A 15,114-nucleotide genomic window follows, 5' to 3' on the forward strand; every position below is an offset into this window, starting at 1 on the left:
TGGTGACGAACTATCACAACCTGTGTGTGGATACACATTCTGTATTCAGCATGGCTCCAAGAACATATCTCCGGTTGAGAATTTCAGCAGAGCCAGAGAAGCCCGATTTCTTTTGCCCAATCTATCACATGGGTTAGTTGTTGGAGTGAACACTTAGAAATTTTGTACTATGAAGGACGCAGTTACTAACTCTGGCTCTTCCGGCGTGACATGTTTTTCTTCTTCAAGTCGGGCAAGTTCCTCATCTTGTTCGCGTCGGAGGGTCTCAAGCTGCCGGTTCGCATTCCCAATTGGCGCCGACATATCCTCACCTTGTTCATCACGTGTTTGGTACGTCTCAAGTCGATCTTCCCACCGATTGATCTCTTCCTCGAAATGCCGCTCTGTATGTTGGCGTTTGATTTTCGTCTCGCGTTCGCGCTCTTCACGGGCCTCCTGAGCGAACGACTCGACATGGTTCCAAGCCTCCATCTCCGCCTGCTGATAGAGGTCATCAGCCATCGACGTCAGCCGGTCGAGTCCCTCGATAGCATTCGCTTCTGAGGGCGGTAGGGTATCGACGATCTCGGGTGATGATGTGGCGACCGTTCCGTTCGTGGTGACGTATAGGCTGACGAGCTTCTCAGTAACCACATCTCCAGCTCCGGAGATGTACCCGAGTCGGTAGGTGAAACAAATACCGGGCGCAGCATCGTCTTCCGTCGTCTTGAGTGCAATCTTTCCCTCCACACGGTCTGAGTCGAGACAGAAGTCGATGAGCGACTGGACGAGCGGGTGGTCAAGCGCGATAAAGTCGACGTCGTCCTGCTCCATCGCGACCTCTCTCGTGAATGTCGCCATGGGATATCGCTGCTTGACCTGATCGCCGGAGAGTACGTTGGGAACATCCAGCTGATAGACATCGCCACCGGAGCGAGCGGGTCCGGGGCGGACACCCTTGATGTCTCCCTTGAAGACATCGAAGAACTCGCGGACGAGGATCTCAATGTCGTCTTCGCTCACCTCACCGTGTTGACTCCGCTCGATGACGTCGAGTATCTCCTTGTCCTCGTCGGAAAGGTCGAACCGGTCACGGATGAGGAACTGCTCTTCGACCGTCTCTAGGGCTTCCTTGCGCTCTTCTATCGTCGCCTCGATGTTCGCGACGACTTCGCCGGTGGGCGTGTCGTTCGCGATAGCGGCCATGATGGTCTCGTCGAGGTCGACGTCTTCGAGGACGCGACCCATCACGTCGGAACGCATCCCGAGGTCGGCCTCGATCTGGTCAGTTTTCTCGAGGAGTAGAGAGAGGATCTCACTCTCACGGGTGTCCTTGAAGAAGAGGTTGCGGATCTCGACGGTGTGCTCCTGGCCGTACCGGTGGAGACGACCCATCCGCTGGTCGATGCGGATCGGGTTCCACGGGAGGTCGTAGTTCACCATGATGTGGGCGAACTGGAGGTTGAGCCCCTCCTGTGCCGCGTCGGTCGCGAGCATGATGTTGGCCTCCTCCTCGAACTTCTCCATCTCGCGGCGGCGACGGTCCTGATTGAGGTCGCCGTACACCTGCGCGATATCGTGCTCGGGGAATATCTCGTCGCGGAGGTATTCGAGGGTATCCGTGTACTCGGTGAAGATGAGAACCTTCTCGTCGGGGTCTTCCCGGAGGATCCGGCCAACGAACTGCTTGAGGATTTGGGCCTTCGAGTCGGTCTCGATGGCCTTGGCCTGCTGCCAGAGCTGTTTGACCCGGTCAAGTTCCGCTTGTACCTGGTCGGGGTTCTGCGTGATTGTGACCGTCTCTAGGGCCTCCTCGACCCGATTGCGCTCCGCGTCGGTCAGGGTCTCGGGTTCGGTGCTGTACTGGGGAATGAGCTCTTGGACGTCGTCGGGGAGTTCCTGTCCGGTTCCCTCGTTCTGAATGGCTCGCATACGGTTCTCGAGAGATTTACGGATGGCGTAGATGCTCGACACCAGCCGCTTCTGGTAGATGACCATCGTGAAGCCGGCGGCCTGATTCTCCTCCTGGCGGGCGAGGTTGTAGTATTCGCGGATGTACTCGGTGACGTCGTCGTACAGCTTACGCTCGGCGGCGGACATCTCGACGCCGAGAGCCTCGATGTTCTTCTCGGGGAACATACGGGTCCCGTCCGTCTCGTACATGTCGTCCTTCAGCCGGCGGATCATCAGGTCGTCGAGGGCCTCGGGTTCGATCTGGGACTCGTGGCCGAAGCGGTACGGGTCGAGCAGGCTGATGAGGAAGTAGAACTGGTCGGACTTGCCCTTGTGTGGGGTCCCAGTGAGCAGCAGCAGCGCGTCTGAGTTGTTTGCGACGGCCTCGCCGACGCGGTAGCGCTGGGTTCGTTCCATCGAGTCGTCGCTCGACCGCCTGGCGGTGAGGTGGTGGGCCTCGTCGAATACGGCGACGTCCCACTCGGGTTCGAGGTTGTCGAGTGCGTCGATAGGCGAGACAGCGTCTGAACCCGTCTCGTCGGTGGACTGCTTGGCGAAGTCCACGGAGGTGATGATGAAGTCCTCTTGTGCCCAAACGTTCTGGTTCGGATGCGACTGGCGTTTCGATCGGACGGTCTCGCGGTCGTAAATGACGAAGTTCTGATCGAACTTCTCGCGCATTTCCTCCTGCCACTGGACCGTGAGCGGAGCGGGCGCGACGATGAGGACGCGGTCGGCGCGACCGCGAGCGATGAGCTCCTCGATGACGATCCCAGCCTCGATGGTCTTCCCGAGGCCGACCTCGTCACCGATGAGGTAGCGGTGATCGTACGAGTTGAGGATTTCGTAGGCAGCTTGGACTTGGTACGGTTCGATCTCGATGCGGTTGTTCGTCAGCGAGAGGAACCGGTCGTAGCGGTACGCGAGATCGAGGCGGGTCGCACGCTCCCGCAGATCGTAGTGAACCGGATCATCAACCCGTTTGGCCGCAAGTCGGTCGACAGTAGAGTCGATCTTCTCGATATGAGGCAAGCCGCTCGGAAGCTTGCGGAGTTGGCCTTCCATGGTGTAGACATGGAGCAGATGGCTTCCATTTGGACGCTCTTCGATCTTGGTAATCTCGCCCTGCCCACCGGCGAATTTGACGTGGTTGCCGACCGTGAAATCAGTCATCGGCGACTGCGGACTTGACGATCTCGATCTCCTCGCCGGTCAAGTCGTAGAGGTCGTAAACGATCTCGTCGATGAGCCGGTCGGTCTCCTCGATCTTTGCGTCGAGTTCATCGGCGCGTTCCTTCGTCTCGATGTAGCGTTCCAGATCGTCGGCCACGTCGTCGGGGTTCGGTAGTGTGATCGCCTTCAGACGGTCGACGAGCGAGTTCGTCTTGGTGGCGTTCTCACGGAAGCCGGCGATCTCGTCGTCAACGGCAACCGGGACGAACGCCGCGACGAGAGCGGCCTCGCGCTCGGAGCAGTCGACGAGCGTGAACGCCTCGACGAACTCGGTCTCGGTGTAGCCGTACGTGTCGGTCTCGTGCGCGTCTTCGTCTTCGGGCTTGTAGCGCGCCGTCGCGAAAATCGTGACGCTCGTGCCGTCGCGCTCGGCGCGCACGTCGCCCACACGGAGCTTCTCGTACTCCTCGGTCGTCGCGTCGAGGACGTTCGACTCGCTCGGCTGGAAGAGACCGACGTCGGGAAGATCCGGGCCGTCTTCGTAGTTACCGAGGTAGTCGGGGAGGTTCAAATTCAGTTTGACACGATTGTGTGTGTATTCAATCCGTTGTTTTGTATATCCGGACAACCATCCGAGTAGTTCTTTTTCACTCGCATCTGTAATTTTGATTGTGGACTGCTTCGGCAATTCACTTTTTTGTATTGATTCTATAGACGATTCCGAAGGAAGATACACGGGGATCTGTCTGATGTCAGATGGATAAACGTGTAGACCGCTCTCAATCAATTTTTTATAATAATATGATACTAATGAAGAGTTCCACTGAGCTAATATACACTCATTTGGGATCTCACTAATCGCTCTATATTCTGTTCCAGTTGGGATATCTGTATTTCGCATTTTGTCATCATCTAATTCAGTCACTTTAACACAGCAATTTATAGTATTATCACAATACATTCCAGTATCATCTAAAGCTACAGCCAGTCCATTATCCCCAACTACGTCCTGAATCAGCAACTTCTCATTTTCAAATAATTCTGGGAACCTAGGCCGTTTCATTTTAGAAGGTTCATAATCAATATAGCGGCTTGGGGACGGTATCGTCCATGGAACAACTTCTTTTCCTTCTATATATGGCTTATCTCGTGCTGTTTGCTTTGTATCATGGATCCGATCTCCTTTGGTATTTCCTGCGTCTACAGAATATATCTCAAGGCCTCTACAGACATAATAAAAGTCGCCTGTAAATATCTGTCCTTGGACTTTCTGTAGTATTTCCGTATCTTTGCTATCTAGGTTAACACGAATGCGGTTATTGTATATGTCCTTAAATAACGAATTTTCCACAGAGACCGGATTCGAGATATCTTGTATTGATTTGGACTCTCTCTCTCCATGACTGATCTCAATACTATATCCGTCAGATTTTGTGTTTTCTAACGTCTGTATTATATTTCTCACACCTACGTTTTCGAACACTTCTTGATTCGAGAGGTCTAATATACGATTTGTCTTCAAATCGAATAGCTGTCGATGTCGGAACTTCTTAGCGTAATTCTCATATAAATGTGGGTACGGTATGATCATGGAAGTTAATCCTCCATCTTTTACCAAATATATTGATCTATCCATGAAGCAGAGATATATGTCAAATCTTCCGTGAGTGGAAGGGTATAGTTCAGAATCGGTGAGGTAACTCCGGATGCTTTCGGTTTGGTTCTCTGGACTCACATACGGCGGATTCCCGATCACTGCGTCGAACCCGGCGTCAGCCTTGCGGCCGCCGTCCTCGTCGTAGAACGCTACCGGGAACTCCAACTCCCAGTGGAAGAAGCGCTCGTCTGCCGCCATCAACTGCGCGCTTATAAACCAGTCCTGCGCTTCGATGTCGCTCCACGAATCAGCGCGCAGGGCCTCCGCCATGCGCTTATCGGCGTCGCTCGGCACGTCGAGGCCGAAGCGCTCGGCGGTATGGACGTTCGCCATCGCCAGCAGGTGCCGGTAGAGGGGGTCCTCGCGGACCGCGTCGTACACGTCTTCCATTTCCTTCGCGTCTTCGAGCGTCTCGTTGTCGATGGCGAGCAGGCTCTGGAACCGGTCCATCACGTGCTCTAAGGCTTGCTGTCGCGTGTGTGCGAACGATTGCTCTAAGGTCAACTGTCCGTCGCCGGTATCGCTGCCGTCGCCGTTCGCCAGCACGTCCTCTATATCGCTGCCAACGAGCGAGTTCCCGGTCTTCAGATGATGATCGAGAAAAGCGAGAGGTTGCTCGGCTGCGAGCGTCCGCAGCCAAAGTGACACCTTCGCGAGTTCAGTCGCAAGCGGATTTCGGTCGACCCCGTAGATACATCGCTGGGCCACCTTCCGGCGCGCCCAGTTGATGTCGTGATCTTCCTGGACCGTCTCGATCCCCTGCTGGGCCGCTTGCCGCTCCTGTGCGTCGATGATCTCCCGTGCGAGGTAGTCGACGGCGCTCGTGAGGAAGTGCCCGCTCCCCATTGCGGGGTCGAGCAGTTTCAACTCGAAGACGCGCTCGGCGAACTCCTCAGCGAACCCGCCCTCGCTGTAGGAGTCGTACCCGACCAGATCCTCCCGAATGTCGTCGACCAGCGGCCCGAGCGTCTCGTCGACGATGTACTCGACGACGTACTCGGGCGTGTAGTACGAGCCCGTCGCCTTCCGCTCGCCGCTGCCCGTCGTGAGGTACACCTCGCCCGCCTCGACCGTGACCTCGTCGCTCTCGTCCGCCTCGACGTACTCGTCGCCGTCGAGCGCCAACGGTCCGTCAGCGACATGCAGCTGGTACTCAAGGAGACCCTCGTAGATGCTGCCGAGGTGGCGGACATCCAGCGACGAGTAGTCGACGAAGATCTTCCCGCCACCGTTCCTGCTTGCTCCGCGTGAGCAGCTCGATGACACGGGAAAGGTAGGCGTCGCCCACCGTGTGCTCCGCGAGGAACCGGGCTTCGGGGTCGTCGTCCTCATCCGGGTCAGTCCGGAATAGGCCGCCGTTGTATGCCGGGATGTGCAGGTCCTCCTTAGGAATCCCGCGTGACTTGCTCCCTTGGTCGATCAGCTCGAATAACTCGTCGAGCCGCGAGCTCAGGTCGTCCTGCCAGTCACGATACTTCGGATCGCCGCTATCGAGCTCCTCGGCGACCTCCTGCTTGAGGGAGTTCAGGCTGTAGGACTGCTCGTAGATCTCGTTGTCTGTGTCCAGCAGGTCCCGCCCCTCAGCTTCCGCGTACAGGACGAATATGAGCCGGTAGAGGTAGATCAACGAGGAGTCGTGGACGAGGCCTAGGTCATCCTCGTCGAGGTCGTTGTCGGGGTATTGGAGATACCCCTCCGAGAGCACCTTGATAGCTTCGTAGATGTTGTCTTGGAGGTCCTCCCCAAGGTCTTGAGCGAAGACGTTGGACTCGTCATAGACGTCGTCGAGGAAGCAGTCGCCGCCGGAGTCTTCGAGGAATGCGCCGTGCCGGAAGAAGAGGTAGAAGTATTTGAAGTCCTCAAGATCCCCCTTCTCCAGGACGGTAGGCAGGTCGATCTCGTAGTAGGAGTCGAGCCTGTGGCTCGTCGGCCCGTAGTAGAGCCGCCACTTCTTCCCGTCCGTCAGCACCGCCCACCGGGCGGGCGTCTCCTGGAGGTAGACGTGGATCTGGTAGCTCGGGTTCTCGAAGTCGCGCTCGTGCTCTCCGCTCCCCCGCGTGTCGAGCGGGCGTCCCCAGCGCTTAGCGTCGGCGACGGCGACCGCGTTCTCGTAGAAGTCGCCCCCCCCTTCGCGGCGCTCGAAGGCGTCACGCGCGGCGTCTTCGGTCTCGAAGAAGCCGTAGTCCGGTCGGCGCTGTGTCCGGCTCGTGCTCTCCTCGACCTCGAAGGGAATCCCTAGCTTCCGGAACATCGGCCGGATGAACTTCTCCTCCAGCTGGGACTCGTTCCGCTTCGGGGCCGTGCTCTTCTCCCGGTCGTAGAGATCGACGATCTCGTCGTACGCGGCTTCTAGTTCGTCGTCGTCGACTTCGTCCCACTCCTCCGTCTCTGGGAGGTGCTCGTCGAGGTAGTAGTTAGAGAACAGGTCACGATTCGTGCGGTAGGTGAGTGAACTTTGCATCAGTTAGGCAGGGGTCACAATGAGAAATTCGTCCGACTCCTTGCTGTCGATGAGGGCATGCGCAACGGCCGTCGCGTCGGCGACTTCGACGTCAACCGCGTCACCGATCTCGAGACCGAGTTTGTCGAGTTCGGAACCGGAGACGTTGATCCGCCCCGAGTTCCCGGCATTTCGCCCGACTTGTTTGCGGGTCATCACGTATGACACGGTCGAATACGGGCAGCCGTATAGACTTTTCTTCGACTAAGAGTCGGACATGAGCTGTGCTCAGTATTTCTATCCACATCACGGAACAGATGACTGGACTGCTACGCACTTCGACCGAACTTTTAGTAGCGCGGGACAGTTTTGTCAGTGAAACCACATGGCGAAGGAGTACGCTACCGCTGCCAGTAAGGGAGACCCGTTAATGGCCTTCTGGACGGTAGCAAGTATCGGGTATCTCTACACAATCACTGGCTATCGCTTGTTGTTTCCTATCGTGATTGTATCGACATTCACAGCCAGCGTCGGGTATTACGAACTGTCACAACTGAAAGAGACCGCACAAACAGCCGGAAAGAGGTACTCGAAAGGGAGATGGCAAAACAAATCACGGAAAGAAATATTCACTCGAATCCTCGGTGATGTTCTTGAATCCGGGATCCTGGCTCCCGGACTCATCATCGCTGGCATCAACCTACTTCTTGGAGTTGTCATCTATCTACTGATTAGTTACTACCTCCTCACCGGATCTACCGATAGGGTCCTGCTCTCCATCTTCCTCGTCCCACTCATTTGGATTTCAACCCTGTCATGGCGGATCATCAAATTCACCGGATCATGACCCAACCAAATCACCAACTATTGGAGAATAAACAGATACATCAACGATACGTCCGACACGAACCATATGGCTGACGACGCCGATTTACATCCTACCCTCCACCCAGATTACCAGATTGCTGAGCGAGTTCGTCTTCAGTTGGAGATGTTTGCGCAAAAGTTTCGTGATCTCAACGAAGGAGGCCAATTAGCGGATATCCTCCGTAATCCAGGGACACTTCCTGGAGCGCGGGTTGAACAACAACCCGAAGTGTTTACCGAGCAGTACTTGATCGAGCCGGTTCTTCATGGGCTCGGATACCGGAGTCCAACATCCGAAGAGTACAGCGCAGGTGGCGCACACTTCATTCGCCGACCAATAACATATCGTAAAGTGGAACCTCGACAGCCGGATTATCTCCTCAAGAATGTCGACGACTCGTTGGTGTGTCTCGTGGAAGCGAAAGCAGCAAACCGTGAATTAGTACGAGGGTCGAAACAAGACGCTACGGCCGACGTTCGGCAATACCTCGAAGAGGATACATTCTGTAAATACCTCCGCGATATCGACCAAAAGTACCTCGTAGGGATTGGCACTGATGGACTCCGATGGACCCTTTGGATGAAACACCTTGCTACTGGAGAAATCAAAGAAGCCACCCCAAAAGTTGATCTCTCTAGCATTGTGGAACGCGAAGCGATTAGAGCCGAAACGATTGATGGAGATGTTGAGCTGGGGAGAGCTGCTGATCGAAAAACACTCTCAGAAGAGTTCGTCCCTGCTTTTGGAAAGAGAAATCTCAACGATCATGTCCGTAATTCATTTGATGGATAAGCAGCTTCTGTGGTCGTGATTATTGCGCTAATTACGCCCACTCGGTCCCACGACAGACCCGCAACGGGCATTTTTCGGGTTCGTTCACACGACATCTGATATCAATTCCTTATGTAACATACAGATAACACTGGAAAGTAAGAGTTACATAAGGAATTACGATGATGTTGAGCAGCTACTATAGCCACCCGATTTCGGCGGGTGATCAGCTGTCTTGCTCTTTATCAGTACCTCTAGAACACTCGTCACAGTCGACGTCGACCGTGGCGGCTCTGTTAAAATCCTCAGATTCTGATAGTTTGGAGAGGCTATGCTGGATACACAGCGCGAGTCTTGTATAGGGATTGTTCTAATTGAGATGGTCAAGGTTGGCCGGTATGAGAGATTCACAGACAACCTGTTCCGGTGAGCTATCTATCTATTGCCACGAACGCCGCACCGAATAAAAAAAGCTATTCAGCGAACTCAACACCAGTAATATCAAACCGTGCACCGCCGCTCTCCGCTTCGGTTATCCCGATCTCCCAGCCATGAGCCTCAACAATCTCTTCGACAATACTCAACCCAAACCCGGTTCCTTCCTCGGAAGAGGAATATCCGGGCTCAAATACTTCCTCTCGAACATCTGCTGGGATTCCCGGCCCATCATCCTCGATATAAATACCTTCCTCACTCGCCCCAACTCGTAATGTAATATCCGACCTGCCGTGCTCTACTGCATTCTTATATAGATTTTCAAACAAACTCTTCATCCGGCCGGGGTCTGCCTCAATACTATTATCCGTCGATACATGTAGGTGTGCGTCTGCTGTCTCAACGTTCTCCCACGTTGATTCTGCGATTTCCTGAATGCTAGCCGGTTCGGTGTCGGCCACAACCTCACCCTGTTTCGCCAACGTCAGGAGCTCTCCAAGCATCGCTTCCATCCGACGTAGCGCCCGGTCAGCATCCTCAAGTGACTCGACAGCAGACCCTTCTGTCAGCTCCTGAAGTACCAATTCAATTCGACCCTGAGCAACACTAAGTGGCGTCCGGAGATCATGGGATACAATACTCGTGAACGCTTCAAGCCGATCCCGTTCCCGGCGCAATTGCCAGTAGCTCTGATCATCTTCGTCAGCATCCACGACAGTTCCGATGACCGCTGGCTCCCCGTCAAGTTCGATTTTCCGCGCCAGTAGTTCGATATTAATTGTATCGCCATCGGCTTGGACCCCGACAAACGGTTCTCGGATCGAGTCTCTGTCACCGATCATCACCTCTCCGAGGTTATCAGCCAGTCGGTCCCGATCAGCTGGCTGAACACGTTCTGATAGTGACTCACTAGCCAATACGTTCGCCTCATCCGTACATCCAAACAACTCCGCGAACTTTGGGTTGTGGTATATGATTTCTGTGCCGCGGCTAATATACAGCCCAATCAGGCTCTGTTCAACCAACAGTTGATACCGTTCTTTGGCTTCGCGGAGTTGTTGTTCGCGTGCTTTCCGCTCAGAGATGTCCCGGAGAACACCAAGGGAACCGCGGAACTCCTCACCCTCATACGGAAGGACGCTCATTCGGTCCTCACAGTGGATAGCGTCACCGTTCTTCGGTTGGATTTTGACCTCAAACGTAGTACTGTCAGGGCCGTCATTGGAGAGGAGTTGAGCTAAATATTTCTCGCCAACGGCAACAGCTTGTTCGTCTTTAACCAGTGATGGGTCACTGCCACGAATTGTTGCCCGGTCATAGCCGGTGAGGTCACAGAACGCATTATTGACGTAGCTGAACCGGCCGTTTCCATCAAGAATGTAGAACGGGTCGTCGATGGCGCTAAGAAGTGTATCGAACCGCTGGCTGTCGCGGTACGCCTGTTCCGTTTCAAGGTCATGCCGAATGCGTGTTGCGACGTATTCGTACACTTCGGGGTTACCTTTCTGGATATAGCTGCTCGCGCCGATGTTCAGCGCTTCTGCAGCCACGTCTTCATTTCCCTCGCCTGTCAGTAATATGAATGGAGCAGAAAAATCAGGGAATTGCTGTTGAAGTGTCTCCAGAAACTCCAAACCGTTCATTTCAGGCATATTGTAGTCGCTGAGCAGACAGTCGAGTTGCTCTTGTTCGGTTTGGATGCGATTAAGCGCGTCTGTGGGAGAGTTTTCGGAAACGACTTCGAAGCGAGAATCTTCTCGCTGCAGAAACTCTCGTGTCAGGTCGCAAAATGACGGATTGTCATCAACATGCAGGATCCGGATCGCCTCGGACATAACAGATAGTTGGTTGAAGAGATTATATATCTACGGTTGTTGTTAGATAGGAGTCGCAACATTCGAAGACAGACCAATGTACAGCCATTTCGGTCTGCTGATCAGCGGTTCGTAAGCGTACACGCTCTGTATTCAAATCATATCAAAGGCATCTGCCGTGGCGGATACAATCGCTGGCGATCCATAGGTAAGCACATTTTATCAACTAATTCGAGATTATCTGATTGAAATGTGGTGATTCTTGTGCTGGATACATCCTCTGTATCTCGTACACCAATCCTATCAGCTCGTTAGGATTTTAACAGAGTCAATGAAGTTGTAGCCAATTATTTGCCTCCCACTAGTGATTTCCACTCAAGCATGACCGGAATCGTGATCCTCCCCGCTGGTCGCGACGACGCGTTTGAGGACTACAAACAGTTCATCCGAGATGGGCACCCAATTGAGGATATTGAGTCCTACCTCAGTGACGAGGATCTCGAACTGTTTCAGACGACATCTGACGACGATCTCGTCCACGTCTGGGGGACCTCAGTAGATGGGACGTGGCGTAACGTCGAACGCAACGACATCGCGCTCGTCTACCACGATGGCGCCTTCGTCGCGAGGGGGCAAGTCCTCCAACTCCGACACGACCCTGACCTTGCGGAGTATCTCTGGAGAGAGAACGTTGAACACGGTCGTTGGAACGAGGAAAGCCCCTGGGAGTACATGACCTTCCTCACTGATGTCGAGGAGGTCGACGTCGATATTGAGGAATTCAACGAACTCGTTGGCTATGACGAGACTTACCGCCCGCAGGGATTTACTCGAGTCGCCGACAAGCGCCTCGACCAACTCGCCGGAGAGGAGTCGGTCGAGACCGCCATCGCCGACCTGACCGATGCCGGCGAGCGTGTCCACCCTGTCGATGACGAAGACGACGGACCAACTCCCGACCTCGCCGACCAACTCCGAGCGGCCAGCACAGACGGAACTGCCCACGAGGAGTTCGAGAAACTCGTCGCGAAGGCCTTCTCCAAACTGGGGTGTACCGCCGACTGGATCGAGGGAGGAGGTGACACCGACGTGGAGATCCGGTCCCCCAAACACGTCGTTGTCGAAGTGAAGGCCCGAGGGAACGGGCGAGTCAACTCTCTAGAGGTCACCAACGTGGACAAACACCGGCGCCAGCGTGGGGCTGATCACGCCATCGTGGTTGCTCCGGGCTTCGCTCCGAAGGTGATCGATAACGCCGAGACGACCGAGTTGACAACCATTGCCGTCGACGACCTCATCGAGCTCCTCGATCGCCGGAACGAGTATGCCGTCCCACCCGAAGAGATACTGACCCTCTTGACACGCTCGGGAGCCTTCCAAGACGACAGACTCGACCTCCTCGATGAGTACATCCAGGACCGGATCGATGCTGGAGAGATCCTGCTTGCGGTCATCCAGGCCCTCGAGCGTGCCGATGGAGCCGTAGAGACAGCGGAGGACGTCCGGTGGATCGTCGTGGGCATGGAGGACTCGAACGATATCCCAACCACCGAAGAGGTTCGATCCGCCCTCCAACTTCTTGCGCATCCCAGCGTGGGAGCCGTTGAGCAGGACGAAGAAGGGTATCGGGTGACGACTGACTACGAGAACGGGATCCAATTGGTTCGATCCCTCGGAAATATTGTTCAACCACCGGGAAGAGAGGAGTAGATCACCGGCCTCCGCGACGGCACCTCGCTTGTCTCTGTCCTCACCCTCCGGCGCTTCGAGTGTTTCGAGCTGTACGCCGACAGCGATCGACGCTGAAATCCCAGCCGATCTCACACACACCACGTCTTCAAGTGTCTCCGATGACCAAACAGCCGTTCTAATTGTCGACCTTACACACCACCCGTTCAAGTGTTCAACTATAACCACCGACGCGATTGCGTACAATCTGCTGTCGGTCCTGTCGAGGCCAGTTCGTCGTCAGGACAGTGCGTCGAACAAACGAGACACCAGTCGGGACCACCCACACTCCACTATTTCAAGTGTTCAAGTAGACAGTGACGAGTGCTACGTACGATTTTAGCTGATCGAGTCTCTATTACGTCTTCTCTTATTCTACTACATTCACAAAAAATGGTTTGCGGGTGTGGTACGCAGACATTTGTGATAAATGTTAGCGTCGCACAGGGTCTCGAATATCCATCCGAAACTGACCCCCCTACTCGTTCCACCTGGAACACTCGAAACGGTGGAGTGTCTGTGTGGGTCAGTCGAAACAGTTGAAGCCCCGGTTTTATATGGTATCTGTGTATGGAACCGATATGGACAATCTCGGTCACCTCACGCCCGAGGATGAAATCTTCCTCGATGAAGACGTGCTCCGGGACGATTACGATCCGTCCCGCATCCTCGAACGCGATGAGGTGTTGAATCGCTACCTCCAGATGTTCTCCGAAGTGATTCGTGGAAAGCGACCGCGTAACGTGTTCGTCTACGGACCGACCGGTGTCGGCAAGACTGTTGGCACCCATCTCGTGCTCGATCGTGTTCGCGAGGACGCCGATGGCGTCGACGATGTCGACGTGACGGCCGTCCAAATGGAATGTCGTGACCTCAATACGAGCTATCAGGTCGCTGTGAATCTCGTGAACGTCCTCCGGGAGTCGACGCCCCGATCGAGTATCTCGACGACAGGCTACCCCGAGGGGGACGTGTACGACATGCTGTTCGACGAGTTACGCAAGGCTGACACCACGCACGTTCTGATCGCACTAGACGAAATTGACAATATCGGAACGAGTGATAACGTCTTGTACAAGCTCGGGCGGTGTAACAATCGTAATTCTGCGAAATTTGTCGATCCCGACGATACGAAAGTTGGACTCATCGGAATCACGAACGACTCGACGTTCCGCGACTCGCTGGATCCACGAGTCAAATCGACGCTCTGTGAACACGAGATTCATTTCCCACCGTATGATGCGAACGAACTGCGAACGATCCTCAAAGATCGTGCCGCCGACGCGTTTCATGATGGTGTGCTGACTGACGATGTGGTTCCGATAACGGCCGCGTTCGCCGCGAAGCGCTCTGGATATGCCCGGACAGCACTCGATCTGTTGTATACGGCTGGCGACCTGGCGCGCACCAGCGACGACAATATCGTTACTGAACAGCACGTCCGGCAGGCCGAAGAGGAGATCCAGCAGGGCGCGATTGTGAGCGAAATTGCATCATTATCGCCCCAAGGCAAACTCGTTGCGTACACTCTGCTTGCACTCGATAATGAAGGCGAACTACCCGCGAAGATGGACGCCTTCTACGCGTGGTACGAACACGCCGCACGGCTCGCAGAGACTGATACGGTCACCGCTCGGACGGTCCGCGATCTGTTGAATGACCTCGTGATCAACGGCGTCGCGAAGATGGAAGAGATCAACCGCGGCCAGCGCGGTGGTCGCCACTACCGCTACTCGCTCGCGGCACGCCCTGAAATGATCATTGATGGTCTCACCGAGGATGATACAATAACCGAACTGGATGAACAACGCGGTGGCAAACTCTTCCGGTGAGACGAATTAAGCCCATCGTGGCTAAGTTTTGGTGACTAAGAGCCGTCAGAAGCCCTCAAGAACAGAGTCACTCTTCCTCGTACGCGAGGTTCATCAACCACTGGGAGAAGGCGTCTGCCTGCGCATCGACCTCTTCCTCACCGATGAATGGCGAGAGCATGTCACCCGCCATCAGCAGTGAAAAGTCAAGCTCAGATGCTGTTGGTTCGAGATAGTAGGTCCGTTGACCTTTGTACACCGCTTCTTCACGCTGAATCAGCTCGGCACTCTCAAGTGCTTCGACTATTCGGCTTCCTTTTCGCGAAGAGACACCCAGCTCTTTCCAAAAGTCGCTCTGGTGAATCCCACCCGTCTCGCGGACCAATTCAAGACCCGCACGCTCGTCCGCCGATAGATCGGTTTCACCCTGTGACGCACTCATATTCCAACAGCTAACATGTATCCATTATAATCGTTCTTTCTGT

8 protein-coding genes and 1 pseudogene are annotated in these 15,114 nt (G+C 54.8%); 4 read left to right on the forward strand and 5 right to left on the reverse strand.

Features of this window, described 5'->3' with window-relative positions; translation table 11 throughout:
- Nucleotides 1-153: 153 nt before the first annotated feature.
- From DQW50_RS14825 to DQW50_RS14835, 3 genes and pseudogenes are all read right to left on the reverse strand, one after another.
- Nucleotides 154-3,105 (reverse strand): DEAD/DEAH box helicase, encoded by a 2,952-nt coding sequence (locus DQW50_RS14825; protein ID WP_112080045.1) that lies wholly within the window; start codon nt 3,103-3,105, stop codon nt 154-156.
- Nucleotides 3,098-7,223: pseudogene (locus DQW50_RS18545) on the reverse strand (Eco57I restriction-modification methylase domain-containing protein). The gene DQW50_RS14825 and the pseudogene DQW50_RS18545 overlap by 8 nt, the downstream one beginning before the upstream one ends.
- Before the next feature lie 3 nt (nt 7,224-7,226).
- Entirely contained in the window at nt 7,227-7,418 is a 192-nt protein-coding gene (locus DQW50_RS14835; RefSeq protein WP_112080046.1) for a hypothetical protein, read from the reverse strand.
- Between the two features lie 169 nt (nt 7,419-7,587).
- On the opposite strand from DQW50_RS14835, the gene DQW50_RS14840 reads away from it, so the two are divergent.
- Together DQW50_RS14840 and DQW50_RS18260 are read left to right on the forward strand one after the other, a co-directional pair.
- Nucleotides 7,588-8,049: a hypothetical protein gene (locus DQW50_RS14840; protein ID WP_112080047.1), complete on the forward strand. Its 462-nt coding sequence runs from the start codon at nt 7,588-7,590 to the stop codon at nt 8,047-8,049.
- Nucleotides 8,050-8,115: 66 nt separating this feature from the next.
- Complete coding sequence (locus DQW50_RS18260) at nt 8,116-8,862, forward strand: hypothetical protein (RefSeq protein WP_198664693.1); 747 nt, start codon at nt 8,116-8,118, stop codon at nt 8,860-8,862.
- Between the two features lie 452 nt (nt 8,863-9,314).
- Here the strand turns inward: DQW50_RS18260 and DQW50_RS14850 are convergent, their stop codons facing one another.
- Nucleotides 9,315-11,111, reverse strand: a complete 1,797-nt coding sequence (locus DQW50_RS14850) for a PAS domain S-box protein (protein WP_112080048.1) — start codon at nt 11,109-11,111, stop codon at nt 9,315-9,317.
- 360 nt (nt 11,112-11,471) lie between these two features.
- On the opposite strand from DQW50_RS14850, the gene DQW50_RS14855 reads away from it, so the two are divergent.
- Nucleotides 11,472-12,800, forward strand: coding sequence for a restriction endonuclease (locus tag DQW50_RS14855; RefSeq protein ID WP_112080049.1), 1,329 nt, complete (start codon nt 11,472-11,474; stop codon nt 12,798-12,800).
- A gap of 599 nt (nt 12,801-13,399) precedes the next feature.
- On the forward strand, nt 13,400-14,650 hold the full coding sequence (locus DQW50_RS14860) for a Cdc6/Cdc18 family protein (protein ID WP_112080050.1): 1,251 nt from the start codon (nt 13,400-13,402) through the stop codon (nt 14,648-14,650).
- Between the two features lie 67 nt (nt 14,651-14,717).
- Here the strand turns inward: DQW50_RS14860 and DQW50_RS14865 are convergent, their stop codons facing one another.
- Nucleotides 14,718-15,071 (reverse strand): MarR family transcriptional regulator, encoded by a 354-nt coding sequence (locus DQW50_RS14865; RefSeq protein WP_094521152.1) that lies wholly within the window; start codon nt 15,069-15,071, stop codon nt 14,718-14,720.
- Between the last annotated feature and the right edge of the window lie 43 nt (nt 15,072-15,114).

The organism is Halorubrum sp. 48-1-W, assembly GCF_003287355.1.
Lineage (GTDB): Archaea > Halobacteriota > Halobacteria > Halobacteriales > Haloferacaceae > Halorubrum.

Excerpts from the sequence above, each read along its gene's own strand:
- DQW50_RS14825 (WP_112080045.1), bottom strand. The coding sequence starts at position 3,105 with ATGACTGATTTCACGGTCGGCAACCACGTCAAATTCGCCGGTGGGCAG.
- DQW50_RS14835 (WP_112080046.1), bottom strand. The coding sequence starts at position 7,418 with ATGACCCGCAAACAAGTCGGGCGAAATGCCGGGAACTCGGGGCGGATC.
- DQW50_RS14840 (WP_112080047.1), top strand. The coding sequence starts at position 7,588 with ATGGCGAAGGAGTACGCTACCGCTGCCAGTAAGGGAGACCCGTTAATG.
- DQW50_RS18260 (WP_198664693.1), top strand. The coding sequence starts at position 8,116 with ATGGCTGACGACGCCGATTTACATCCTACCCTCCACCCAGATTACCAG.
- DQW50_RS14850 (WP_112080048.1), bottom strand. The coding sequence starts at position 11,111 with ATGTCCGAGGCGATCCGGATCCTGCATGTTGATGACAATCCGTCATTT.
- DQW50_RS14855 (WP_112080049.1), top strand. The coding sequence starts at position 11,472 with ATGACCGGAATCGTGATCCTCCCCGCTGGTCGCGACGACGCGTTTGAG.
- DQW50_RS14860 (WP_112080050.1), top strand. The coding sequence starts at position 13,400 with ATGGACAATCTCGGTCACCTCACGCCCGAGGATGAAATCTTCCTCGAT.
- DQW50_RS14865 (WP_094521152.1), bottom strand. The coding sequence starts at position 15,071 with ATGAGTGCGTCACAGGGTGAAACCGATCTATCGGCGGACGAGCGTGCG.